Source organism: Delftia lacustris, assembly GCF_040267515.1.
Lineage (GTDB): Bacteria > Pseudomonadota > Gammaproteobacteria > Burkholderiales > Burkholderiaceae_C > Comamonas > Comamonas tsuruhatensis.
In genome coordinates this window covers 6,116,231-6,137,652 of the sequence record NZ_CP141274.1, presented here as the reverse complement: position 1 = coordinate 6,137,652, position 21,422 = coordinate 6,116,231, and the positions used below count along the sequence as shown (strand labels likewise).

General features: G+C 69.0%; 19 protein-coding genes. 12 read left to right on the top strand and 7 right to left on the bottom strand.

Going from position 1 to position 21,422, the window contains the following annotated elements; genetic code table 11:
* Window positions 1-24: 24 nt before the first annotated feature.
* Genes U6958_RS29520 through U6958_RS29495 form a run of 6 tightly spaced genes read right to left on the bottom strand, consistent with a single transcriptional unit; the run spans window position 25 to window position 8,251 of the window.
* Entirely contained in the window at window positions 25-1,278 is a 1,254-nt protein-coding gene (locus U6958_RS29520) for an alkyl sulfatase dimerization domain-containing protein (protein ID WP_074920477.1), read from the bottom strand.
* Window positions 1,275-2,612, bottom strand: a complete 1,338-nt coding sequence (locus tag U6958_RS29515) for a DUF1254 domain-containing protein (protein ID WP_074920476.1) — start codon at window positions 2,610-2,612, stop codon at window positions 1,275-1,277. The genes U6958_RS29520 and U6958_RS29515 overlap by 4 nt, the downstream gene beginning before the upstream one ends.
* Before the next feature lie 8 nt (window positions 2,613-2,620).
* On the bottom strand, window positions 2,621-4,006 hold the full coding sequence (locus U6958_RS29510; RefSeq protein ID WP_046242134.1) for a DUF1254 domain-containing protein: 1,386 nt from the start codon (window positions 4,004-4,006) through the stop codon (window positions 2,621-2,623).
* Window positions 4,007-4,031: 25 nt separating this feature from the next.
* Window positions 4,032-5,054 carry a tripartite tricarboxylate transporter substrate binding protein gene (locus U6958_RS29505; RefSeq protein ID WP_074920475.1) on the bottom strand — a complete coding sequence of 341 codons (1,023 nt, stop codon included), beginning with the start codon at window positions 5,052-5,054 and terminating at the stop codon, window positions 4,032-4,034.
* Window positions 5,051-7,177 carry an acetate--CoA ligase family protein gene (locus U6958_RS29500; RefSeq protein WP_074920474.1) on the bottom strand — a complete coding sequence of 709 codons (2,127 nt, stop codon included), beginning with the start codon at window positions 7,175-7,177 and terminating at the stop codon, window positions 5,051-5,053. The genes U6958_RS29505 and U6958_RS29500 overlap by 4 nt, the downstream gene beginning before the upstream one ends.
* A gap of 9 nt (window positions 7,178-7,186) precedes the next feature.
* Complete coding sequence (locus tag U6958_RS29495) at window positions 7,187-8,251, bottom strand: porin (protein ID WP_074920472.1); 1,065 nt, start codon at window positions 8,249-8,251, stop codon at window positions 7,187-7,189.
* Window positions 8,252-8,404: 153 nt separating this feature from the next.
* Here U6958_RS29495 and U6958_RS29490 point away from each other — a divergent pair, with 153 nt between their 5' ends.
* The 8 genes from U6958_RS29490 (at window position 8,405) to U6958_RS29455 (ending at window position 14,222) form a co-directional block, all read left to right on the top strand.
* Window positions 8,405-9,142, top strand: a complete 738-nt coding sequence (locus U6958_RS29490) for a Crp/Fnr family transcriptional regulator (protein ID WP_016451782.1) — start codon at window positions 8,405-8,407, stop codon at window positions 9,140-9,142.
* A 6-nt stretch (window positions 9,143-9,148) separates the two neighbouring features.
* On the top strand, window positions 9,149-10,189 hold the full coding sequence (pyrC, locus tag U6958_RS29485) for a dihydroorotase (protein ID WP_074920469.1): 1,041 nt from the start codon (window positions 9,149-9,151) through the stop codon (window positions 10,187-10,189).
* Window positions 10,190-10,222: 33 nt separating this feature from the next.
* On the top strand, window positions 10,223-11,131 hold the full coding sequence (locus tag U6958_RS29480) for an NYN domain-containing protein (RefSeq protein ID WP_016451781.1): 909 nt from the start codon (window positions 10,223-10,225) through the stop codon (window positions 11,129-11,131).
* A complete protein-coding gene (locus U6958_RS29475) occupies window positions 11,128-11,937 on the top strand; it encodes a DUF3025 domain-containing protein (RefSeq protein WP_016451780.1) in 810 nt (269 codons plus the stop codon). The genes U6958_RS29480 and U6958_RS29475 overlap by 4 nt, the downstream gene beginning before the upstream one ends.
* A gap of 82 nt (window positions 11,938-12,019) precedes the next feature.
* Entirely contained in the window at window positions 12,020-12,898 is an 879-nt protein-coding gene (htpX, locus tag U6958_RS29470) for a protease HtpX (protein WP_013804154.1), read from the top strand.
* A 153-nt stretch (window positions 12,899-13,051) separates the two neighbouring features.
* Window positions 13,052-13,309, top strand: coding sequence for a type II toxin-antitoxin system Phd/YefM family antitoxin (locus tag U6958_RS29465; protein ID WP_016450294.1), 258 nt, complete (start codon window positions 13,052-13,054; stop codon window positions 13,307-13,309).
* Window positions 13,309-13,734: a type II toxin-antitoxin system VapC family toxin gene (locus U6958_RS29460; RefSeq protein ID WP_074920466.1), complete on the top strand. Its 426-nt coding sequence runs from the start codon at window positions 13,309-13,311 to the stop codon at window positions 13,732-13,734. The genes U6958_RS29465 and U6958_RS29460 overlap by 1 nt, the downstream gene beginning before the upstream one ends.
* Before the next feature lie 128 nt (window positions 13,735-13,862).
* Window positions 13,863-14,222, top strand: a complete 360-nt coding sequence (locus tag U6958_RS29455) for a YXWGXW repeat-containing protein (RefSeq protein WP_026062496.1) — start codon at window positions 13,863-13,865, stop codon at window positions 14,220-14,222.
* A gap of 1 nt (window position 14,223) precedes the next feature.
* Here U6958_RS29455 and U6958_RS29450 read toward each other — a convergent pair whose 3' ends face one another.
* Entirely contained in the window at window positions 14,224-15,135 is a 912-nt protein-coding gene (locus tag U6958_RS29450; protein ID WP_017405809.1) for a LysR family transcriptional regulator, read from the bottom strand.
* Window positions 15,136-15,413: 278 nt separating this feature from the next.
* Here U6958_RS29450 and U6958_RS29445 point away from each other — a divergent pair, with 278 nt between their 5' ends.
* The 4 genes from U6958_RS29445 to U6958_RS29430 all read left to right on the top strand — a co-directional run bounded on the left by U6958_RS29445 (window position 15,414) and on the right by U6958_RS29430 (window position 21,422).
* On the top strand, window positions 15,414-17,531 hold the full coding sequence (locus U6958_RS29445; RefSeq protein ID WP_074920919.1) for a 3-hydroxyacyl-CoA dehydrogenase NAD-binding domain-containing protein: 2,118 nt from the start codon (window positions 15,414-15,416) through the stop codon (window positions 17,529-17,531).
* 172 nt (window positions 17,532-17,703) lie between these two features.
* Window positions 17,704-18,900, top strand: coding sequence for an acetyl-CoA C-acyltransferase (locus U6958_RS29440; protein WP_074920464.1), 1,197 nt, complete (start codon window positions 17,704-17,706; stop codon window positions 18,898-18,900).
* A 166-nt stretch (window positions 18,901-19,066) separates the two neighbouring features.
* Window positions 19,067-20,263 carry an acyl-CoA dehydrogenase family protein gene (locus U6958_RS29435; RefSeq protein WP_013804149.1) on the top strand — a complete coding sequence of 399 codons (1,197 nt, stop codon included), beginning with the start codon at window positions 19,067-19,069 and terminating at the stop codon, window positions 20,261-20,263.
* 22 nt (window positions 20,264-20,285) lie between these two features.
* Complete coding sequence (locus U6958_RS29430; RefSeq protein ID WP_034390416.1) at window positions 20,286-21,422, top strand: acyl-CoA dehydrogenase family protein; 1,137 nt, start codon at window positions 20,286-20,288, stop codon at window positions 21,420-21,422.

The following is a 21,422-nucleotide window of genomic DNA, read 5'->3' as shown; positions in this document are numbered from 1 at the left end:
TCGCCTTGCCTGTGCGCGGCCCCGTCAGCGCAGCCCCAGGCGCGCCTGCGTGCCCTGCTCGATAATGTCGGCCCCCACGCGGTAGAGGTTGCGCGAGACATAGCTGTCCACCTCGCGCGCACGCTCGCGCAGCCAGGCGGCCTTGAGGTTGCGGGCCTGGCCGATCTCGGGCGCGTCGCCGGCCGCCGTGGCCAGCACGTCGATCACATGCAGGGCCAACTGCCACTGGCCCGCGTCGGCCAGCGCCTGGGCGCTGGCCACCAGGCCGGGCTTGTCGGTGATGGCCTGGGCAATGGCAGCGCCCGCAGCCTCGGGCGGGGCCGGGTGCAGCGTGGTCGGGTTGCGGTCCCACCAGCCGTTTTCCGAACGGTAGATGTCGCGCACGATGTAGCTGGGGTCGCCATAGGTGGGCTTCATCCACTCCACGCCGAACAGTTCCTGCGGATAGTCCATGGCCGCGAGCACCTGCTGCTCGTTCAGGCCCTCGTTCATCAGGCGCACGACTTCGGCGCGCAGCCAGCGCAGCGCCTGTGCGGTGTGCAGCAGCACCTGCTGCACGGCCTGCTCGCCCTCGATCACGGGACCGAACTCGCGCACGGCCTTGAGCGGGCGCAGCGCGGCCATGGCCTGCAGCGTGTCGGCCCAGCGCACGGTGTCGCGCAGCGTGCGAAACGGCGTGCCGATGTTGGGGATGGAGTCCAGCAGCGCCGCGCCGCCGTACAGCACGCGCTGGCCGGGGCTCCACAGCGCGATGGCGTCGTCGGTCTCGGACGGCGCCCAGAACAGCTCGATGCGGCTGTCCCCGCTGCCTATCTCCAGCCGCGTGTCGAAGGTTTCGGTGGGCTCGTGCATGTCCAGCCGGTGCTCGAAAAAGCCCGCGCTGCGGTTGAACTGGATCTCGGCCATGCGGTGCTGCAGCGCCCGGGTCTCGCGGTAGCGCGCCTGGCGGCGCGGCAGGTTGCGGTGCGCGATGAGGCGCGGCACAGGCTCTCCGCGCGCGGCCGCATGCTCCAGCCAGGCGGGCACGCCCGCGTTGTAGCCGATGTGGCCGTGGCTGTAGCACAGCGCATGCACGGGCGCATCGCTGAGCTGGCGCAGGCTGGCGATCATGTCCTGGCTGACCTTGCCGCCGGGGCCGGCGTCGATCACCACCAGGCCCGCGTCGGTCTCGGCCACGAAGGACTGGCCCTGGCCGCGCAGTATGTGCAGGCCCGGCGCCACGGTTTCGCTGCCGGTGCCCACCAGCAAGAAGGGCTTGTCGTCGTCTCTGGCGTTCATGGGGTCTCCGGGTCTGGTTCGATGGGGGGCAGGGCGTAGCGGCCGTCCAGCAGTTCGGGCCGTGGCATGTAGGCGCGCAGGCACAGGTAAAAGCCTTCGCGCGGCGCGGGCAGCCAGTTGGCGCGGTGGTCTTCGCTGGCCGGCGGCGCGTGGCTGATGTGGATAGTCAACCCGCCATCGCCATCGTCATCGCCATCAGCGTCGGGGCGCAGGCCCGGCGTGCGGTCGCCGATGGCATGGCGGTCGATGGGGTTGTCCACCAGCATGCAGTCGTGGGCGCCGTAGAGGGTCAGGGACCAGAAGGCCTGCACGGGCGGCAGCGCGCCTGGGGCAAAGCGCAGCCGGTAGCGGCGGCTGCCGTGCAGGGGCTGGCCCCGGGCGTCATGCCAGGCCAGCGGGTAGATGGCCTCGCGGCTTTCCAGCATGCCGATGTACTTGAGCGCAATCTCGGCGCGGGCCTGGAAGTCGTCGCCAAAACTGCCTTCGACCAGGGCGGGGAGTTCCCAGCCCGAGTCCAGGCGCCGGCCCGTGCTGGCCGCGCGCAGCCGGGGCAGCACGCTGTCCAGTGCGCGCTGCAGTGCGGCTTGCTGTTGCGCATCGGGTGCGCCCAGCCCGGCGCCCAGGCCCACGGCCGCAAAGCGCGCGACCCGTGCGGCATGCCCCGCCGGCGGCGGGTTGTCGCGCAAGGCGGCATTCACCTGGGCTGCATAGTGCTCGGCATTTGGCGGGGCCTGGGGATCGCAGTCCGGGTCGAAGGCGCGGGCCTGCGAGGGCGTGCCCGCCTGCCAGTCGGCCAGCGGGCGCACCGCAAAGCCGTCCTGCAGCGCGTGCACGGCGGGCAGGTCGTGCTCGCCATCGACCAGGATGCGGCCTATCACCCACAGCCAGGGCGTGGGCGCGGCAATGTGTGCGCCGGGCGCATCGAACGGTGGCGGCAGCGCCCCCTGCCAGCCGGGCGGCGTGACCAGGAAGGAGCGCGCAGCCGTGCCCGTCAGGCGCTGGCCCAGGTGGGCGAAGGGGTTGGTGAAGAAGTCCAGCAGGCCCAGCACGTAGTAGCGGCCCGCCGTGTCGGGCACGTCGATCACCAGCGGCCCGGCGCCCAGGTCCAGCCAGGCGTTGGTGTAGAGCGTGTCGTTGTTGGGCGTGACCACGCGGCTGGTGCCGGCGCGCAGCAGCTGGCGCGCATGCACGAACTGGTTGCACCAGCGCAGCGGTGCGGGCGCAGCCTCGCCGGCCGCATTGCGCCGGGGCGAGGTGGCCGCGCGCATGCGGCGCATCTCGTACAGCGGGCAGGTGTGGATGACGGCCTCTTCGGCCAGGGTGCTCAGGTCCATGGCGTGTCTCATGCGGCCACGGGCTGCAGGGGCGGAACAGGCCATTGGTGCGCGCCTGCCTGCGGGTGGTACATGCGCAGGATGAGGTAGAAGCGCCCGTGCGGCGTGGGCAGCCAGTTGGCTGCGCCCTGTGCCGGCCGGGCATGGCCCAGGTCGATCTGCAGGCTGCCGTCGGCCTCGCGCAGCAATCCCGGCGTGCGGTCGCCGATGGAGTGGCGGCCGATCTCGTTGCCGTAGAGAAAGCGGTCGGCGTCGTACAGCGTGACGGACCAGAAGGCGTCGGCCGGCGGCATGTCGGCGGCATCGAAGCGCAGCACATAGCGCTGGCTGCCGTCCAGCGGCTGCAGGCCTGCGTCGTGGTGGGCGGCCGCGTAGATGGCCTCGCTGGTGGCCAGCGCGCCCAGGCCCAGGTAGGCGGTGCGTGCGCGGCCGAGGTACTCGCTGCCGTAGCGGCCGGTGGACGGCGTCATGGTCCAGGGACGGGGACGGCGGTTGCGCCCCATGGCGGCCACGGTGCGCACGCCGTCGGCAAAGCCCTCGGTCAGGCCTTCGCGCACGGGCTCCTCCAGCTGCTCCCACGCCATGTGGGCGCTGGCCACCAGGCCGGCCTGGCCGAACCAGGCCAGCAGTCCCTGGTCCTCCTTGCGTCCGGGCGCCTCGGCCAGTGCATGGCAGAGGTTGGTGAAAAAGCGCGGCGCAACCTCGGCCGCAGGCTCCTGGTTCTCGAAGGCGGCCGCCATGGCGTCCACGGGCGGGCCGACCCAGTTCGTGACGGCGGCCGGGCGGCCTCCTTTCGGCACGCCCGGCGCGGGCTCCAGCCGGATGTCGGCCTGCAGTGCGCGGGCTGCAGGCCAGTCGGGCGCATCGCCCACCACGGTGCGGCCGATCAGCCAGACCAGGTTGCTGGGGCAGTGCACCAGACGGTGGCCGGCCAGGTGTTCCGGCACCTGGCCGCCCGGCCCGACCAGGACCACGGTCTCGCCTTCGGGCGCGCAGTTGCGCGGTCCCAGGTTCTCGAAATTCTCGGTATAGGCGTCGTACAGGGCCAGCACGAAATAGCGGCCCGGATGCGCGGCGCTGGAGGGCACGGTCAGCAGGCGCGGGCCGTCGGCCAGGTGGATCCAGGCCAGCGAGTACAGCAGGTCGTTGGCGGGCGTGACCACGTCGCGGTCCTCATGGGTGGAGGGGCGCTGGCTGTGGTGCAGCGTGTCGAAGTCGCCGCGCATGTCCAGGCCCAAACCGGTGGCGCGTGCGGCGCCGGCATCGGTCTGCAGGCGGCAGGTGCGGTAGGTCTCTATCAGCGGATAGCCGTAGACAAAGGCGGCCAGGCCGATGGAGCGCGCCAGGGCGCGGCGGACTTCGGGCAGGGAGGGAGGGGTCGGGTTCATGTCCATTGTTTTCTTCAGGGCAGGAGGGGGGTCAGTCGAGGGTCACGCCCGTGGAGCGCGCCAGGTCCAGCGCCACGGGCAAGAAGGCGGCGTAGGCGGCGCTGGCCTCGGCCGGGCTGTTGCCCTGGGCCTCCAGGCCCAGCGCCTCGACACGCTGGCGCACCTGGGGCTCGCGCATCACGGCGGCGACCTCGCGGCCCAGGCGTTCGACGATGGCGTCGGGCGTGCGCGCGGGCGCCATCAGCGAGATCGATCCCGTGATGGCATACACGGGCTCGCGGTAGCCCTGCTCGGCAAAGGTGGGCACATCGGGCAGGGCCTTGCTGCGGCGCGGTCCGGCCACGGCCAGGGCGCGCAGCTTGCCGGCGTCGATGAAGGGCTTGAGCGTGGCGGCCGAGCCCAGCGTCATCTGGATCACGCCGCTGATCAGGTCGATGGACATGGGCCCCTCGCCCTTGTAGGCCACGTGCAGCGACTGCAGGCCGTAGGCCTTGTCCATGAAGACCTGGACCTGGTGCGGCTGCGTGCCCGCCCCCCAGGAACCCATGGCGTACTTGCCCGGCGACTGGCGCACGGCCTCGACCAGGCCCTTGAAGTCCCTGGCCGGCACGGCCGGGTTGACGGCCATCACCATGGAGGGCGAGACCACGTCCGAGACCATGCGCAGCTCTGTGCGCGGGTCGTAGGGCAGCTTCTTGTAGAGCACCAGGTTGGCCGTGATGGGCCCGGGCACGGTCAGCAGCAGGGTGTGGCCGTCGGGCACGCTCTTGGCCACATGCTCGGTGCCGATGATGCCGCCCGCGCCGCTGCGGTTGTCCACCACCACGGGCTGGCCCAGGCGCTTGGTCAGGCCCTCGGCCAGGATGCGCGCCACGGTGTCGGTGGAGCCGCCTGCCTGGTATTGCACGACGATGCGAACGGGCCGGGCGGGATAGCCGTCCTGGGCCGGCGCGGCGCTGCAGGCCAGGGCAAGGCAGGTCAGTGCGGCGGTGCGCAGCAGGGGTGTGTTCATGGTGGCCTCCGGGTGGGAGATGGAATGGGCATTGGCTTTCATGCAGCCTCCCTGCCGATGACCAGCGCATCGACGGCCACGCAGCCGCCGTCCTCGCGCGGGCGGGCGATCAGGGGGTTGATCTCGGCGCTTTCCAGCGTGGCGCCTGCGCGCTGCGCAAAGCCGGCCAGGGCGCACAGCGTGTCGGCAATGCTGTCCAGGTCCACGCGGGGGCGGCCGCGCGCGCCGTCCAGCACGGCAAAGGCCCGCAGCTCGCGCACCATGGCCAGCGCGTCGTCGCGCGTGATGGGCAGCAGGCGCAGCGAGACATCGCGCAGGATCTCGGCATGGATGCCGCCCAGCCCGAACATCAGCACCGGGCCGAACACCGGGTCGCGGTGCACGCCGGCGATGCACTCCACGCCGCCCTGCACCATGGGGGCGGCCAGCGCGCCGTCGATGTGCGCATCGGGCCGGGCCTGGCGCGCATTGGCCAGGATGCGGTCGAAGGCGGCCTGGGCGCCGGCCGCATCCGCCAGGTTCAGTGCCACGCCGCCCACGTCGGATTTGTGGGCGATGGCATCGCTGCAGACCTTGAGGGCAATGCGTCCGCCCATCTCCTGCGCGGCCTGCACGGCCTGCGCTGCCTCGGCCGCCGTGCGCACCAGCCGGTGCGGCACCACGGGCACGCCGGCCTCGGCCAGCAGGGCCATGCTGCGCTGCTCCGACAGCGTGTCCGCCGGCAGGTGCAGTGCGCTGCCTGCATCGGCCATCGCGGGCAGCGCCTGCGGTGTTTCATGCAGGCGGGCCAGCGCGCCAATGCAGCGTATGGCTGCGCCCGGGTCGGCGAACACCAGGCAGCCCAGCGCCTCCAGCGCATCGCGGCGCTCGGGCGGGCACAGCGTGCTGACGGCCAGCAGGGTGTCGGGATGGTGGGTGCGCAGCGTCTGCACCAGGCTCTGCAGCACGGGCCAGAAGGCGTCGGACAGGCCGCCTGCCGCGAAGAAGCCCAGCCAGCTGTCGAACTGCCGGTCGGCCAGCATCAGGCGGGCGCTGCGTTCCAGCAGCGTCATGTCGTTGGTGACCTGGCCCGTGATGTCCACGGGGTTGCGCGGCGCGGCAAACGGCACCCATTCGCGCAGCTGGCGCTGGGCCGCGTCGGACAGCGGTGCCACGTCCAGGCCGGCTGCGCTGGCGTCGTCGGCCATCATGGCGCCCACGCCGCCCGAGACCGTGAACAGTCCGATGGACCGCCCCTTGGGGGCCTGCGCGATGGAGGCGCTGGCCGCCAGCGCGAAGAAGTCGGTGATGGAATGCGCGCGCAGCACACCGTAGCGGCGGAACACCGCGTCATAGACGGCATCGTTGCCCGCCAGCGAGGCCGTGTGCGATGCGGCGGCGGCCGCGCCCAGGGCGCTGGTGCCCACCTTGCACATGACCACGGGCTTGCCGCGCTCCTGCGCCAGGGCCAGGGCCGCGCGCAGCCGGGGGCCGTCGCGGCAGCCTTCCATGTAGGCCATGATCACGTCGGTCTCGGGGTCCTGGGCCAGCCAGGCCAGGCCATCGGCCAGCTGCACATCGGCCTCGTTGCCCGTGGTGGCCCACAGCGACAGGCCCAGCCCGCGCTCGCGCGCCAGGCTGTAGGCATAGGCCCCGAAGGCGCCCGACTGGCTGACCATGCCGATGCGCCCGGGCCGCACCAGCCCGCCGCCCGGCGCGGGCGAGAACGTGGCGTAGACCTGGTGGCCGGGGCGCATGAAGCCCAGGCAGTTCGGGCCGATGAGGCGTATGCCCGCCTCCTGCGCGCGCCGCGCCAGCGCCTGCTGGGCGGCCGTGCCGTCGGAGCCGGTCTCGGCATAGCCCGAGGAAAACAGCACCATGGACTGCACGCGCGCGGCGGCCGCATCCTCCAGCACGCCGGCCACCTGCGACTGCGGCACGGCGACGATGGCCAGGTCCACCGGCGCGCCGATGGCGGCCAGCCGCTCGTGCGCGGGCAGGCCCTGCACGCGGCTGGCGCGCGGGTTCACCGCATACAGCGCGCCGCCGTAGCCGAAGCGCAGCAGGTAGTCCAGCGGAATGCCGCCGATCTTGCTGGCCTGGTCCGAGGCGCCGACCACGGCGATGGAGCGCGGCGCGAACAGCGCGTCGAGCCGGGAAGTGTCGAAGCAATGGCTGTCGGTCATGGGTGTCCCTCAGAAGTTGTGGCGCACACCCAGCGCCAGGGACCGCACGCCGTCGCCGCTGTGGGCGGCCACCGGCACGTTGGCAATGGCGGCCGAGGCATTGGCCGCGTTGCCCAGCTGCAGCCAGCGCGCGTAGAGCACGGTGCGCTTGCTCAGCGCGTAGTCGTAGCCCAGCGTCCAGGTGTTCTGGGCGCGGTCCGTGCCGCCCACCTCGCGCCGCGCCACCGAGACCAGCAGCTTGGAGCGCGCATCCACGCTCCAATCGGCGCCCAGCTGCGCCAGCTTCGCCTTGGGTGTGCCGGCGCGGTCCACGCGGTTGATGACGTAGTTGCCCGTCAGGCGCAGCCCATTCAGGGCTTCCCAGCTGGCCGACAGTGCCTGGTACTGGCTGGTGGCGGGCGCGGCCACGGGTGCGGCGGCGCTGCCTTCCACGGACTTCTGGAAGCTGTAGGCCAGGAACCAGGGCTTCTGGTTCCAGCCCAGCGTGGCGCCGTAGAGGCGGCCGTTGCTGCTGTTCGGCGAAGCCGCTTCGCCAAAGGAATAGGCCAGGTCCGCCAGCCAGGGCTGGCCTGCCGACGTGCGGTAGCGCACCAGGTTGTTGGCCCGTGCCGCAAACGGCCGCAGGCCGGCCTGGGCATCGGTGGCCGACACCAGGTTCAGCGAGGAAAACAGCGCGTTCATGCCCAGCGGATCGGCGCGGAACAGCGCGCCGAACATGGGCGTGTACATGCGGCCCATCTCCACCGCGCCCCAGCCGCTGTTCAGCCCCACCCAGGCCTGGCGCGTGAAGGCCAGGCCCGGGCCGGGAATGGTGCCCTGGCCCGTGTCCGGCGCCACGCCGGCCTCCAGCATGAACTGGGCACGCAGGCCGCCGCCCAGGTCCTCGCTGCCGCGAAAGCCGATGCGCGATGCCGCGCTGCCCCCGTCCTCCAGCCGGCTCAGGCGCGTGGCGCCCGACCTTGCGCTGTTGATGTGGACGTCGACGATGCCGAACATCTCCACGCTGCCCTGGGCCCACGCGGACGTGCCCAGGGCCGCCATGCCGCCGGCGGCCAGCCAATGCTTGTGCTTCACGAACTTGTCTCCTTGGTAGCGCCCCGGATGCTTTGCCCGGTGGCTTGCTTGCTACTATCCCGAGCGACAGGGGATGCACTCTGTCAAGCCATTGACAAATGGCGGTACATGGGCACCGGACTAACCCGGGGCCTTCGACATCGTGAGAGAACCATGCGCTCCAAGCCTGCTCCCGTGGCCGACCCTTCGGCGCTGATCCGCCGCGCCCTGGGCCTGTGCCGCATGCTGCGCAACTGGCCGCCCGAGGTGCTCGATGAGCTGACGGCGCTGTCCCGCCTGGGCCGCTACGAGCGCCACCAGCAGGTGCGCGCCGCCGACCCCAAGCGGCGCGAGGTGCTGGTGGTGGCTTCGGGCTGCGTGGAAGTGGGCGGCGTGGACGCCACGGGCTCGCGCTTCGTGCTGTCCATGCACAGCGCGGGCGACATCGTGGGCCTGGCGCGGCTGCTGGAGCACACGCAATTCGTCTACGACTACCACGCTCACCAGCCCACCGTGCTGGTGGAGATCCCCGGCGAGTCCTTCTTGGCCCTGCTCGATGCCCATCCGCTGCTGTGGAAGGACATCTGCCTGCTGGTGCTGGCACGCATGCACGAGCTGATCGTCGTCCAGCAGCGCCACGCCTTCAGCAACATCGACAACCGCGTGGCCGAGCTGCTGGCGCGGCTGGCCCCCACGCATGGCCAGCCCGCGCCCGACGGGCAGGGCGTGGTGCTGCGCATCTCGCAGAGCGACCTGGCCGCCATGCTGTCGGTCTCGCGCCAGACCATCAACAAGGAGCTGCGCCTGCTGGAGCAGCGCGGCCTGCTGCAGGCCGCCTATGGGCGGCTGACGCTGGTCGATCTTGCCGGCCTGGGGCGCGCGGCCGCAGCCGGCCCGGCAATGGGACAATAGCGCACCATGACCGCCTCCACCGACTCCCTCACGATCACCCGTCCCGATGACTGGCACCTGCACGTGCGCGATGGCGAAGCCATGCGCAGCGTGGTGCCGCATACGGCCGCGCAGTTTGCGCGCGCCATCATCATGCCCAACCTCAAGCCGCCGGTGACCACCGCCGAGCAGGCGCTGGAGTACAAGCAGCGCATCCTCTCGGCCGTGCCCGAGGGCATGGCCTTCGAGCCGCTGATGACGCTGTACCTCACCGACAACCTGCCGCCCGAGGAAATCGTGCGCGCCAAGGCGGCCGGCGTCGTGGCCTGCAAGCTCTACCCGGCTGGCGCCACCACCAACAGCGACCACGGCGTCACCGACCTGCGCAAGATCTACCCCACTTTGGAAGCCATGCAGCGCGAAGGCCTGCTGCTGCTGGTGCACGGCGAAGTCACCAGCAGCGACATCGACCTGTTCGACCGCGAGGCCGCCTTCATCGACCAGCACCTCATCCCGCTGCGCCGCGACTTCCCCGAACTCAAGATCGTCTTCGAGCACATCACCACGCGCGAAGCCGCCCAGTACGTGACCGAGGCCGACCGTTTCGTGGGCGCCACCATCACGCCCCAGCATCTGCTGTTCAACCGCAATGCCATCTTTACGGGCGGCATCCGTCCCCACTACTACTGCCTGCCCGTGCTCAAGCGCGAGACGCACCGCCTGGCACTGGTGGAGGCGGCCACCAGCGGCCTGCCCAAGTTCTTCCTGGGCACGGACAGCGCGCCGCACGCGGCCCATCTCAAGGAACACGCCACGGGCTGCGCGGGCTGCTACAGCGCCCATGCCGCCATCGAGATGTATGCCGAGGCCTTCGACAATGCCGGCGCGCTGGACAAGCTCGAAGCCTTCGCCAGCTTCAACGGCCCGGACTTCTACAGCCTGCCGCGCAACACCGGCAAGATCACCCTGGTGCGCGAGAGCTGGACGCCGCCGGACAGCTTCGCCTTCGGCGAGGCGCAACTGAAGCCGCTGCGCTCCGGCGAAGCCCTGCCCTGGAAGCTGGTTTAAGCTGGCGGGACTGCCACCCGCCAGAGGATTGCCATGCCTGAGCCGCAACCGCGCATCGCCCTGCTGATCGACGCCGACAACGCGCCGGCCGAGATGATCGACGAGATCCTGACCGAGCTGTCGACCTTCGGCGTCATCGACATCCGCCGCGCCTACGGCAACTGGACCAAGCATTCGCTCAGCGGCTGGCAGCGCAAGCTGCTCGATTTCGCACTGCGGCCCATGCAGCAGTTCGACTACTCCAAGCACAAGAACGCCACCGACATGGCGATGACCGTGGACGCCATGGAGCTGCTCTACACCGAGCGGCCCGACGCCTTCGGCATCGTCTCCTCCGACGCCGACTTCACCCCGCTGGTGATGCACCTGCGCTCCAAGGGCGCGGCCGTCTACGGCTTCGGCATGGCGCAGACACCCCAGCCCTTCGTCAATGCCTGCTCGCGCTTCCTGTACCTGGAAGCGCTGGGCGAGGCGGCGCCAGCCAACGGCAATGGCCAGGACGCCGCGCATGAGGCAGGCCAGGCGGCGGTGCCGCCCGTGGCTGCATCGGCCGCCGCCGCGCCCCAGCCGCCCAACGGTGCCGGCAAGGAACGCGCGCCGGCCCAGGCCGAGCAGGCACCTGCCTCCTTGTCTGCTCCCGAGCCGCAGCGCCCCTGCCTGCGCGTTCCTTCGCAGGAGCTGCGCCAGGACACGCGCCTGCTGAACATGCTGCGCAGCGCCGTCAACGCCACGCAGGACGAAAGCGGCTGGGCCCATGTGGGCGCCGTGGGCGCGCAGATCGGCAACAAGGCCTCGTTCGATGCGCGCAACTACGGCTATGCCACGCTCACCAAGCTGCTGGCGGCCACGCAGGCCTTCGAGATGCGCGACGAGGGCACCTCGCGCGTGGCCGTGCGTGACAAGCGTCTGGCCAAGGCGCAGTCCAGGCCGTCCGGCAATTGACGTTTCCCATCGACTGGAATGCGCCCTGGCTGCAGGGGCTGCAAACGCAGGGCAGGGCGGCCTGCCAGCGGGTGGCGCAGGGCCGGCCGGTCTGGCAGGCCCTGCAGTCACTGGCCGACGCACAGGCGCTGCCCTGGCGCTTTGTGCCCCAGCACGACCTGCCCGAAGGCATGGCCTACGAGCAATTCATCTTCGAGACGCGCTGCATTCCCACGCGCGACAACCTGCATGACTTCTTCAACGGCCTGATCTGGCTGCGCTGGCCCGCGCTCAAGCAGCGCTGCAATGCCCTGCAGGCCGGCGCCATTGCCCAGGCGGGCGTGGGCGCGCAGCGCGGGCCGCTGCGCGATGCCGTCACCGTGCTGGACGAGAACGGCGCCCTGCTGCTGGCGCCGGCCGCGCTGTGCGAGGCGCTGCGCCACCGGCGCTGGCACCAGCTCTTCGTGGAGCAGCGCGCACTATGGCGCCAGGCCAGGCTGCTGCCCATAGGCCATGCGCTGCTGGAAAAGCTGGTGCAGCCGCGCAAGCCCATCACGGCCCATGTGCTGTGCGTGCACACGGATGGTGCAGGCGTCACGCCGGCTTCTGGCGCAGCGGATATCGACGCCTGGCTGGCCGCCAGCGCCTGGCTGGAGCCGGACACGCTGGCGGCCAAGCCTTTTGCGCCCTTGCCGGTGCTGGGCGTGCCCGGCTGGTGGCGCGAAAACGAGAACTTTTCCTTCTATGATGACTCTCTCGTGTTCCGGGCGCCCCGTTCCGTACAAGCATCACAACAAGGAATGACAACGGCGCAGGACCCGGCTTGAAAACAGCCGGTGCGGCCCTCACTTTTCAACGCTGCAGGGCCCAGATCCTTACCCCTTTCCCCACTTTGTGGAGAACCCACTGATGAAACGCATCGCACTTTTTCTATTGACCAACGTCGCCGTCGTGGTGGTGCTGGGCATCGTCGCCAGCCTGCTGGGCGTCAACCGCTTCCTGACCTCCAATGGCCTGAACCTCGGGGCCCTGCTGGGCTTCGCCTTCATCATGGGCTTTGGCGGCGCCATCATCTCGCTGCTGATCTCCAAGCCGCTGGCCAAGTGGAGCTCGGGCGTGCACGTGATCAACGAGCCGCGCAACGCCGATGAGGCCTGGATCGTCAACACCGTGCGCGGCTTCGCCGACCGTGCTGGCATCGGCATGCCCGAAGTCGGCATCTACGAGGGCGAGCCCAATGCCTTCGCCACCGGCGCCTTCAAGAACTCGGCCCTGGTGGCCGTGTCCACGGGCCTGCTGGAAGGCATGACGCGCGAAGAGGTGGAGGCCGTGATCGGCCACGAGGTCGCCCACATCGCCAATGGCGACATGGTGACCATGACCCTGATCCAGGGCGTGATGAACACCTTCGTGGTCTTCCTGTCGCGCGTCATCGGCTATGCCGTGGACAGCTTCCTGCGCAAGAACGACGAAAGCAGCTCGGGCCCCGGCATCGGCTACTACGTGACCACCATCGTGCTGGACATCGTGCTGGGCTTCCTGGCCGCCATCATCGTGGCCTGGTTCTCGCGCCAGCGCGAATTCCGCGCCGACGCGGGTGCCGCCCAGCTCATGGGCCGCAAGCAGCCCATGATGAACGCCCTGGCCCGCCTGGGCGGCATGCACCCCGGCGAGCTGCCCAAGAGCGTGGCCGCCATGGGCATTGCCGGTGGCATCGGCAAGCTGTTCTCGACCCACCCGCCGATCGAAGAGCGCATTGCCGCGCTGCAAAACGCGCAGAACCTCTGATTCAGGATCAGGTTCGACACGCTGGAGCCTGTCCAGTGGGGCCCGGTCATTGACTGGGCTCCGCTTCCCGAAGCCCCATCAGAAATGCTTGTCCGGTACTCCATTTTTGCGAATGTAGTAACGTACAAGCATTTTCTTTGACGGAGGTGCGTCATGCAGATTTCGACCTTCAGCAGCCGTGAATTCAACCAGCATGTTTCCGCTGCCAAGAAAGCGGCCAGTGGTGATGACGTGGTCTACATCCTGGACCGGGGGCAACCTGCCCACGTGCTGATGAGCATTGAGAAATTCCGTGAACTGTCGGGGCAGACCCGGAACATTCTTCAATTGCTGGCCATGCCCGAGGCCGCCGATATCGATTTCGACATTGAGCGCGCGAAGGATTTGCCGCGCGCCGTGGACCTGTCCTGATGTATCTGGTGGACTCCAACGTCGTTTCCGAACTGCGCAAGGCATCGTCGGGCCGCGCGAACGATGGCGTTGTGGCCTGGGCGCAATCGGTCGCGGCCGAGTCCCTTTTCATCAGCGCGATCACGCTGATGGAGCTGGAGAAAGGCGTGCAGTTGAAAGCCCGGCAAGACCCGATTGCCGGGCAGGTGCTGCGCCGCTGGCTGGTGGAGCGCGTGTTCACGGCCTTTCAGGGGCGTGTACTGTCAGTGGATGCGATGGTGGCCATGGAAAACGCGGCCTACCACGTGCCTGCGCCGCAGCCGCTGGCCGACAGCCTGATCGCGGCCACGGCGAAGGTGCATGGCTTGTGCGTGGTCACCCGCAACATCAAGGACTTCGAGCCGTTCCAAGTTCATGGAGTGCGCGTCTTGAACCCTTGGATGTAGGGCCCGTCTCAACCCCACGTACAGCCAGACTTGATCTTTACCCAGGCTTCACAAGCCCCTGTCAACAACCGGCAGGGGCTTTTTCGTTGTATCTGCATGGCCGTACTAAGCGCGGCCAGGAGTGCATCGTGAAGCCTGTATTCATTCAAACGCCGGGCCGTCGCCTGGTTCCGGCCCTGGTCCTGGCTGCCGCTGCGGTGGCGTTGACCGGCTGCGTGGTGGCGCCTGCCTATCCCGTAGGTCCTTCGGGCGAGGTGGTCTATGCGCCCATGGCGCCGCCGCCGGTGCAGACCGAGGTCATTCCGGTCGCTCCCTCGCCGGTTCATGTCTGGATCGGCGGCTCCTGGGGCTGGGGTGGCGGCCGTTATGCCTGGCGTCCTGGTTATTGGGCGGCGCCGCCGCATCCCGGCTATGCCTGGCGCCCGCACCGCTGGGACCATGGGCCGCGCGGCTGGTACCAGCGTCCCGGCGGCTGGTATCGCCGCTGAGTCAGGTGGCGGCGGCGTCGGCGCTGCCACCCTGGCCGGCCTTGGCCAGCAGGAAGTCGATGCAGGTGCGCACGGCCCGCGTCTGGTGGCGGTCGGGCAGGTACAGCAGGTACATGTGGGTGCCGAAGATGCTCAGGCGGTACTCCTGCAGGGTCAGTACCACCTCGCCGCTGGCCACCTTGTCCTGCACCACGTAGTCGGGCACCAGGCCCACGCCCAGGCCCGCCAGAATGCCCTGGCGCAGGAAGGGGAAGTGCTCGGAGATCATGGTCGGCGCCAGCAGCACCTCCTGGCGGTCCGTTCCCTGGTAGGCCGACAGGCGCAGCTGGCGGCCCATCACGCCGGCCGTGATCAGCGGGCTGTTGCGCAGCTCGTACAGCGTGCTGGGCAGGCCGTGCTGCTGCGCATACTCGCGTGAGGCGCAGGCCACGTAGTGCACATTGCCCAGGCTGCGCGCAATCACCGACAGCGGCGGCTCCTGGATCACGCGGATGGCGATGTCCACCTCGTCGCGCAAATGGTCGGCCCGGTTCTCGAACAGCACATCCAGCACGATGGCCGGATACAGCCGCTTGAACTCGATCAGCCAGTCGCTCATCACGATCTGCCCATAGCCGCTGGGCACGCTCAGCCCCACGCGCCCTGCCATCCCCTGGCCCAGCGACGTGATCGTCTCGCGCGCCGACATCATCTCGTTCTGGATCGCGCGGCCATGCTCGTACATCCGCATCCCCACCTCGGTCGGCTCCACGCGCCGCGTGGTGCGCCGCACCAGCTGCACCCCCACCGATTTTTCGAGCTGCGTCAGGTGATAGCTCACATTGGCCCGCGTCATCTTCAGCTTGCGCGCCGCCTGGCTCAGATTGCCGCTATCGATGATTTCCACCAGCAGGGTCAGCGAGTTCAGATCCATTCAGTTCACCAAGCAAAACAGCGAGATCGAGCGCAAGAGCAGAGGGCATAAAACTGGCGCAACCCAAAGCGAGGGACACCGAGGAAGGGCCGTCCCGCACCGAGGGTGTCGTCCCCCTCCCCCGCGAAGCGGGTAGAGAGGGGGAAGCGGCGTAAGCCGCTCAGGGGGTTGTCAAATACGTTTTTACAGTCTGTCAATCATTCATGGGATTGTAAAGAACCATTGTCGTAGCAAGAATGGATGTTTTGAGTGGAAAACCCAAGTTCGGAGACATGCAGATGAGCGAACAAGCCCAGGCTTCCGTGGTCCAGACCCGCCTTGACGGCGCCGTGCTGGTGGTCAGCATCAACAACCCCCCCGTGAATGCCCTGGGCCAGGCCGTGCGCGCCGGCCTGCTGGCCGCCGTGGAGCAGGCCGAATCGGATGCCGCCGTCAAGGCCGTGCTCATCGTGGGTGAGGGCAAGGCCTTCATCGCCGGAGCAGACATCCGCGAATTCGGCAAGCCCGCCATGCCGCCCTCGCTGCCCGAGGTGCTCAATCGTCTCGAAGCCTCCGACAAGATCGTGGTCGCCGCCATCCATGGCCCGGCCCTGGGCGGCGGCCTGGAAGTGGCCATGTCGGCCCACTACCGCCTGGCTTTGCCGGCTGCCAAGCTCGGCCTGCCCGAAGTCAACCTGGGCCTGCTGCCCGGCGCCGGCGGCACGCAGCGCGCGCCGCGCCTGATGGGCGTGAAGGCGGCCGCCGACCTCATGCTCAGCGGCAAGCACCTGTCGGCCAAGGCCGCGCTGGCCGCCGGCCTGGTGGACAAGCTGGTGGACGGCACCGACGCCACGGCCGCAGGCCTGGCCTACGCCAACGAGCTGCTGGCAACCAATACCGCGCCGCGCCGCACGCGTGACATCGAGATTGCCGACAAGGCTGCTGCCCTGGCCGAACTCGACGCGCTGGCCGCCGAGACCGCCAAGAAGAGCCGCGGCCTGTTCTCGCCGCTGAAGATCGTGGAATGCGTGCGCGCCGCCGTGGAGCTGCCCTTCGACGAAGGCATCGCCAAGGAGCGTGCCCTGTTCGTGGAATGCCTGAACAGCCCGCAGCGCGCCGGCCTGATCCATGCCTTCTTCGCCGAGCGCGAAACCGCCAAGATTCCCGAAGCCAAGGCCGCTGCGCCGCGCCACTTTGCCAAGATCGCCGTCATCGGCGGCGGCACCATGGGCGCCGGCATCACGGTGTCCGCGCTGGACGCGGGCCTCACGGTGACCATGATCGAGCGCGACGCCGACTCCATCGCGCGCGGCCAGGCCAATGTGGAGAAGGTCTACAACGGCCTGATCGCCAAGGGCCGCATGACCGAGGAGGCCAAGGCCGCCGTCATGGCGCGCTACACGCCCAGCACCTCCTATGACGACATCAAGGATGTGGACCTGGTGATCGAGGCCGTGTTCGAGGACCTCGAGGTCAAGAAGGCCGTGTTCAAGGAACTGGACCGCGTCTGCAAGCCGGGCGCCGTGCTGGCCACCAACACCTCCTACCTGGACATCGACGCCATTGCCGCCGCCACCTCGCGCCCGCAGGACGTGATCGGCCTGCACTTCTTCAGCCCCGCCAACATCATGAAGCTGCTGGAGATCGTGGTGCCCGCCAAGGTGGCGCCCGATGTGGTGACCACGGCCTTCGAGCTGGCCAAGCGCATGAAGAAGGTGCCCGTGCGTGCCGGCGTCTGCGACGGCTTCATCGGCAACCGCATCCTGGCCGTCTACAAGCAGGCTGCCGACTACATCATGGAAGACGGCGCCAGCCCCTACGAGATCGACGAGGCCGTGCGCGGCTTCGGCTACCCGATGGGCCCGTTCCAGGTCACCGACCTGGCCGGCGGCGACATCGGCTGGGCCACGCGCAAGCGGCGCGATGCCACGCGCGATCCCAAGGCCCGCTACGTCGAAGTGGCCGACCGCGTCTGCGAGCGCGGCTGGTTCGGCCAGAAGACGGGCCGTGGCTTCTACCTCTACCCGCAGGGCGCACGCGTCGGCCAGCCCGACCCCGAAGTGCTGGCCATCGTCGATGCCGAGCGCGCCAAGAAGGGCGTGACGCCGCGCCAATTCACCCCTGAGGAAATCATGCGCCGCTACATGGCCGCCATGGTCAACGAAGGCGCCAAGGTGGTGGAGGAGGGCATTGCCCTGCGCCCGCTGGACGTGGACGTGACCTTCCTGTCCGGCTACGGCTTCCCGCGCTTTCGTGGCGGCCCCATGAAGTGGGCCGACATGCAAGGTCTGGACAAGGTGCTGGCCGACATCCGCGAATTCGCCAAGGAAGACGCGCTGTTCTGGAAGCCCGCTCCCCTGCTCGAAAAGCTCGTGGCAGAAGGCCGCGATTTCGAAAGTCTGAACAAGGCAGCGTAACTGATCACCCCCTGAGCCGCTGCGCGGCTTCCCCCTCTCTCGCTACGCGGGAGGGGGACGACACCCTCGGTGTGGGGTGGCGCGGCCGGCGTAGGCCCTTCCTCGGTGTCCCCGACTGGGCCGCGCCGGCAACAAGTAATAGAAATTCCCAAGAGACAAGCAAGGACCGACCATGCGCGAAGCCGTCATCGTTTCCACTGCCCGCACGCCCCTGACCAAGTCGCACCGCGGCGAGTTCAACGTCACGCCCGCCGCCCAGCTGGCGGCCTTCTCGGTCAAGGCCGCGGTCGAGCGCTCGGGCATCGACCCGGCCATGATCGAGGACCTGATCCTGGGCTGCGGCAACCCCGACGGCTTCCAGGGCCGCAACCTGGGCCGCCAGACCGTGCTGCGCGCCGAGCTGCCCCTGTCCATCGCGGGCACGACCATCACGCGCTTTTGCGCCTCGGGCCTGCAGTCCATCGCCATCGCGGCGGGCCGCATCGTGGCTGAGGGCGTGGACGCCATGCTGGCCGGCGGCATCGAGACCATCTCGGGCATCCGTCCCGGCAACAACCTGCCCACCGACATGGACCCCTGGCTGCTCGAGCACAAGCCCACGCTGTACATGGCCATGATCGACACGGCCGACATCGTGGCGCGCCGCTACGGCATCAGCCGCGAGGACCAGGACGCCTTCTCGCTGCAAAGCCAGCAGCGCACGGCCGCCGCCCAGGCCGCCGACCTGTTCAAGGACGAAATCATTGCCTGCGCCACGCGCATGGCCGAGAAGAACAAGGACACGGGCGAGATCACCTACCGCGACGTGGTCGCCACCAAGGACAACTGCAACCGCGCCTCCACCACGTTGGAAGGCCTGGCCAAGCTGGAACCCGTCAAGGGCCCGGACCAGTTCATCACGGCCGGCAATGCCTCGCAGCTGTCCGATGGATCGTCGGCCTGCGTGCTGATGGAGGCCAGGCAGGCCGAGCGCCTGGGCCTGTCCCCGCTGGGCGCCTTCCGCGGCTTTGCCGTGGCCGGCTGCGAGCCTGACGAAATGGGCATCGGCCCCGTCTTCGCGGTCCCCAAGCTGCTGGCACGCCACGGCCTCAAGGTCGAGGACATCGACCTGTGGGAACTCAACGAGGCCTTCGCCTCACAGGCCCTGTACTGCCAGCGCAAGCTGGGCATTCCCAACGAGCGCCTGAACGTCAACGGCGGCGCCATCTCCATCGGCCATCCCTTCGGCATGACGGGTGCGCGCCTGGCCGGCCACATCCTGCTGGAAGGCCGGCGCCGCAAGGCCCGGGACGCGTCAGTCAAGTGGGGCGTGGTCACCATGTGCATCGCTGGTGGCATGGGCGCCGCAGGCCTGTTCGAAATTTATTGAATAAGCACCCCCTGAGCGGCTGGCGCCGCTTCCCCCTCTCTCGCTTCGCGGGAGGGGAACGACGCCCTTGCTGCGGGGCGGCCCTTGCTCGGCGTCCCTCGCTTAGGGCACGCCAATTTCAGGGCTGCAAACGGCTTACAACGCCACGGATTACTGGGGAATAGCAATGGATTTGCAATTTACGACTGAAGAACTGGCCTTCCGCGACGAGGTTCGCGGCTTCCTCAAGGACAAGCTGCCCGAGGACCTGTCGCACAAGGTCAAGAACGGCCTGCAGCTGAGCAAGCAGGACATGGAGCGCTGGCACGCCATCCTCAACGAGCGCGGCTGGCTGGCCAACCACTGGCCCGAGCAGCACGGCGGCCCGGGCTGGAGCGCGGTGCAGAAATTCATCTTCGAGCATGAATGCGCGCTGGCAGGCACGCCGCGCATCGTGCCCTTCGGGCTGAGCATGCTGGGCCCCGTCCTGATCAAGTACGGCAACGAGGCGCAGAAGGCCCACTGGCTGCCGCGCATCCTCAATGGCGCCGACTGGTGGTGCCAGGGCTATTCGGAGCCGGGTTCGGGTTCGGACCTGGCCTCGGTCAAGACGTCGGCCGTGCGCGATGGAGATCACTACATCGTCAACGGCCAGAAGACCTGGACCACGCTGGGCCAGCACGCCAACATGATCTTCTGCCTGGTGCGCACCAACCGCGAGGCCAAGGCGCAGCAGGGCATCAGCTTCCTGCTGGTGGACATGAACTCGCCCGGCGTGGAAGTGCGCCCCATCATCACGCTGGACGGCGAGCACGAGGTCAACGAAGTCTTCTTCACCGACGTCAGGGTGCCCGTGGAAAACCTGGTCGGCGAGGAGAACAAGGGCTGGACCTACGCCAAGTACCTGCTGACCTACGAGCGCACCAACATCGCGGGCGTGGGCTTCTCGGTGGCCGGCCTGGAAAAGCTCAAGGCCGTCGCCGGCCGCATGCTGCGCAACGGCAAGCCGCTGACGCAGGACCCGCTGTTCGCGGCCCGCCTGGCCAAGGTCGAGATCGACCTGGAGAACATGAAGACCACCAACCTGCGCGTGATCGCCGCCGTGGCCGGCGGCGGCGTGCCGGGCGCCGAAAGCTCCATGCTCAAGATCCGCGGCACCGAGATCCGCCAGGAAATCCTGTCCCTGGTGCGCCGCGCCATGGGACCCTACGCCGCGCCCTTCATCGAAGAGGCCCTGCAGGCCGGCTACGACCAGCCCGCCATCGGCGACGCGGCTGCCGCCACGGCCGCCGCCGCGTACTTCAACTACCGCAAGCTGTCGATCTTCGGCGGCTCCAACGAAATCCAGAAGAACATCATCTCCAAGATGATCTTGGGCCTGTGATCGGCAGCAAGGAAAACGGAACATGAACTTCGAACACACCGAAGACCGCCGCATGCTGGCGGACAGCCTCAACCGCTTCGTCTCCGAGCAGTACGCCATCGAGGCGCGCAACCACGTCGCCTATGGCGAGGAAGGCCACAGCCCGCTGCTGTACGGGCAGTTCGCGGACATCGGCGCCATCGGCGCGCTGTTCCCCGAGGACGCTGGCGGCTTCGGCGGCCAGGGCTTCGACATCAGCGTGGTCTTCGAATGCCTGGGCCGCGGCCTGGTGGCCGAGCCGCTGCTGGGCGCCCTGGTCGTGGGCCAGGCCCTGATCGCGGCCGGCAGCGATGCGCAAAAGGAACAGCTGGCAGCCATCATCGGCGGCACGTCCATCGCGGCCCTGGCCCATGACGAGCCCGGCAGCCACTACGAGCTCAACAACGTCGCCACCACGGCCGTGCGCAGCGGCGACGGCTGGGTGCTGAACGGCGCCAAGGGCGTGGTCGCCTTCGGCGAGAAGGCCGACCTGCTGCTGGTCTCGGCCCGCACCTCGGGCAGCCAGTACGACGAGGCCGGCATCAGCCTGTTCCTGGTCCCCGGCAATGCCGCAGGCATCCAAAAGCGCGGCTACAACCGCATCGAAGGCGGCCGCGCGGCCGAGCTGGTGCTGGACAAGGTGCAGGTCGGCGCAGACGCCCTGCTGGGCGAAGAAGGCCGGGGCCTGTCCCTGCTGGAACGTGTCAGCGGCTACGCCGTGCTGGCGCTGACCGCCGAGGCCGTGGGCGCCATGGACGTGGCCAAGGACCAGACGCTGGAGTACCTGCGCACGCGCAAGCAGTTCGGCGTGCCCATCGGCAGCTTCCAGGCCCTGCAGCACCGCATGGCCGACCTGCTGCTGGAAGTGGAGCAGGCGCGCTCGGCCGTGATCAACGCGGCCGCCGCCATTGCGGACGAAGACCGCGTGGCGCGCGAGAAGGCCCTGTCGGCCGCCAAGTACAGCATCGGCCGCATCGGCACCCTGGTGGCCGAGGAAAGCATCCAGATGCATGGCGGCATCGGCATGACCTGGGAGTTGCCCCTGGCCCACTACGCCAAGCGCCTGGTCATGATCGACCACCAGTTCGGCGACGAGGACCACCATCTGTCGCGTTACATCGCACTCGGCTCGCAACACTGA

Bases quoted from the DNA above. Each gene is read 5' to 3' on its own strand.
- U6958_RS29500 (WP_074920474.1), bottom strand. From the start codon at position 7,177: ATGACCGACAGCCATTGCTTCGACACTTCCCGGCTCGACGCGCTGTTC.
- htpX (WP_013804154.1), top strand. From the start codon at position 12,020: ATGAAACGCATCGCACTTTTTCTATTGACCAACGTCGCCGTCGTGGTG.
- U6958_RS29460 (WP_074920466.1), top strand. From the start codon at position 13,309: ATGTATCTGGTGGACTCCAACGTCGTTTCCGAACTGCGCAAGGCATCG.
- U6958_RS29465 (WP_016450294.1), top strand. From the start codon at position 13,052: ATGCAGATTTCGACCTTCAGCAGCCGTGAATTCAACCAGCATGTTTCC.
- pyrC (WP_074920469.1), top strand. From the start codon at position 9,149: ATGACCGCCTCCACCGACTCCCTCACGATCACCCGTCCCGATGACTGG.
- U6958_RS29440 (WP_074920464.1), top strand. From the start codon at position 17,704: ATGCGCGAAGCCGTCATCGTTTCCACTGCCCGCACGCCCCTGACCAAG.
- U6958_RS29510 (WP_046242134.1), bottom strand. From the start codon at position 4,006: ATGGACATGAACCCGACCCCTCCCTCCCTGCCCGAAGTCCGCCGCGCC.
- U6958_RS29490 (WP_016451782.1), top strand. From the start codon at position 8,405: ATGCGCTCCAAGCCTGCTCCCGTGGCCGACCCTTCGGCGCTGATCCGC.
- U6958_RS29450 (WP_017405809.1), bottom strand. From the start codon at position 15,135: ATGGATCTGAACTCGCTGACCCTGCTGGTGGAAATCATCGATAGCGGC.
- U6958_RS29520 (WP_074920477.1), bottom strand. From the start codon at position 1,278: ATGAACGCCAGAGACGACGACAAGCCCTTCTTGCTGGTGGGCACCGGC.
- U6958_RS29445 (WP_074920919.1), top strand. From the start codon at position 15,414: ATGAGCGAACAAGCCCAGGCTTCCGTGGTCCAGACCCGCCTTGACGGC.
- U6958_RS29480 (WP_016451781.1), top strand. From the start codon at position 10,223: ATGCCTGAGCCGCAACCGCGCATCGCCCTGCTGATCGACGCCGACAAC.
- U6958_RS29515 (WP_074920476.1), bottom strand. From the start codon at position 2,612: ATGGACCTGAGCACCCTGGCCGAAGAGGCCGTCATCCACACCTGCCCG.
- U6958_RS29435 (WP_013804149.1), top strand. From the start codon at position 19,067: ATGGATTTGCAATTTACGACTGAAGAACTGGCCTTCCGCGACGAGGTT.
- U6958_RS29505 (WP_074920475.1), bottom strand. From the start codon at position 5,054: ATGAAAGCCAATGCCCATTCCATCTCCCACCCGGAGGCCACCATGAAC.
- U6958_RS29430 (WP_034390416.1), top strand. From the start codon at position 20,286: ATGAACTTCGAACACACCGAAGACCGCCGCATGCTGGCGGACAGCCTC.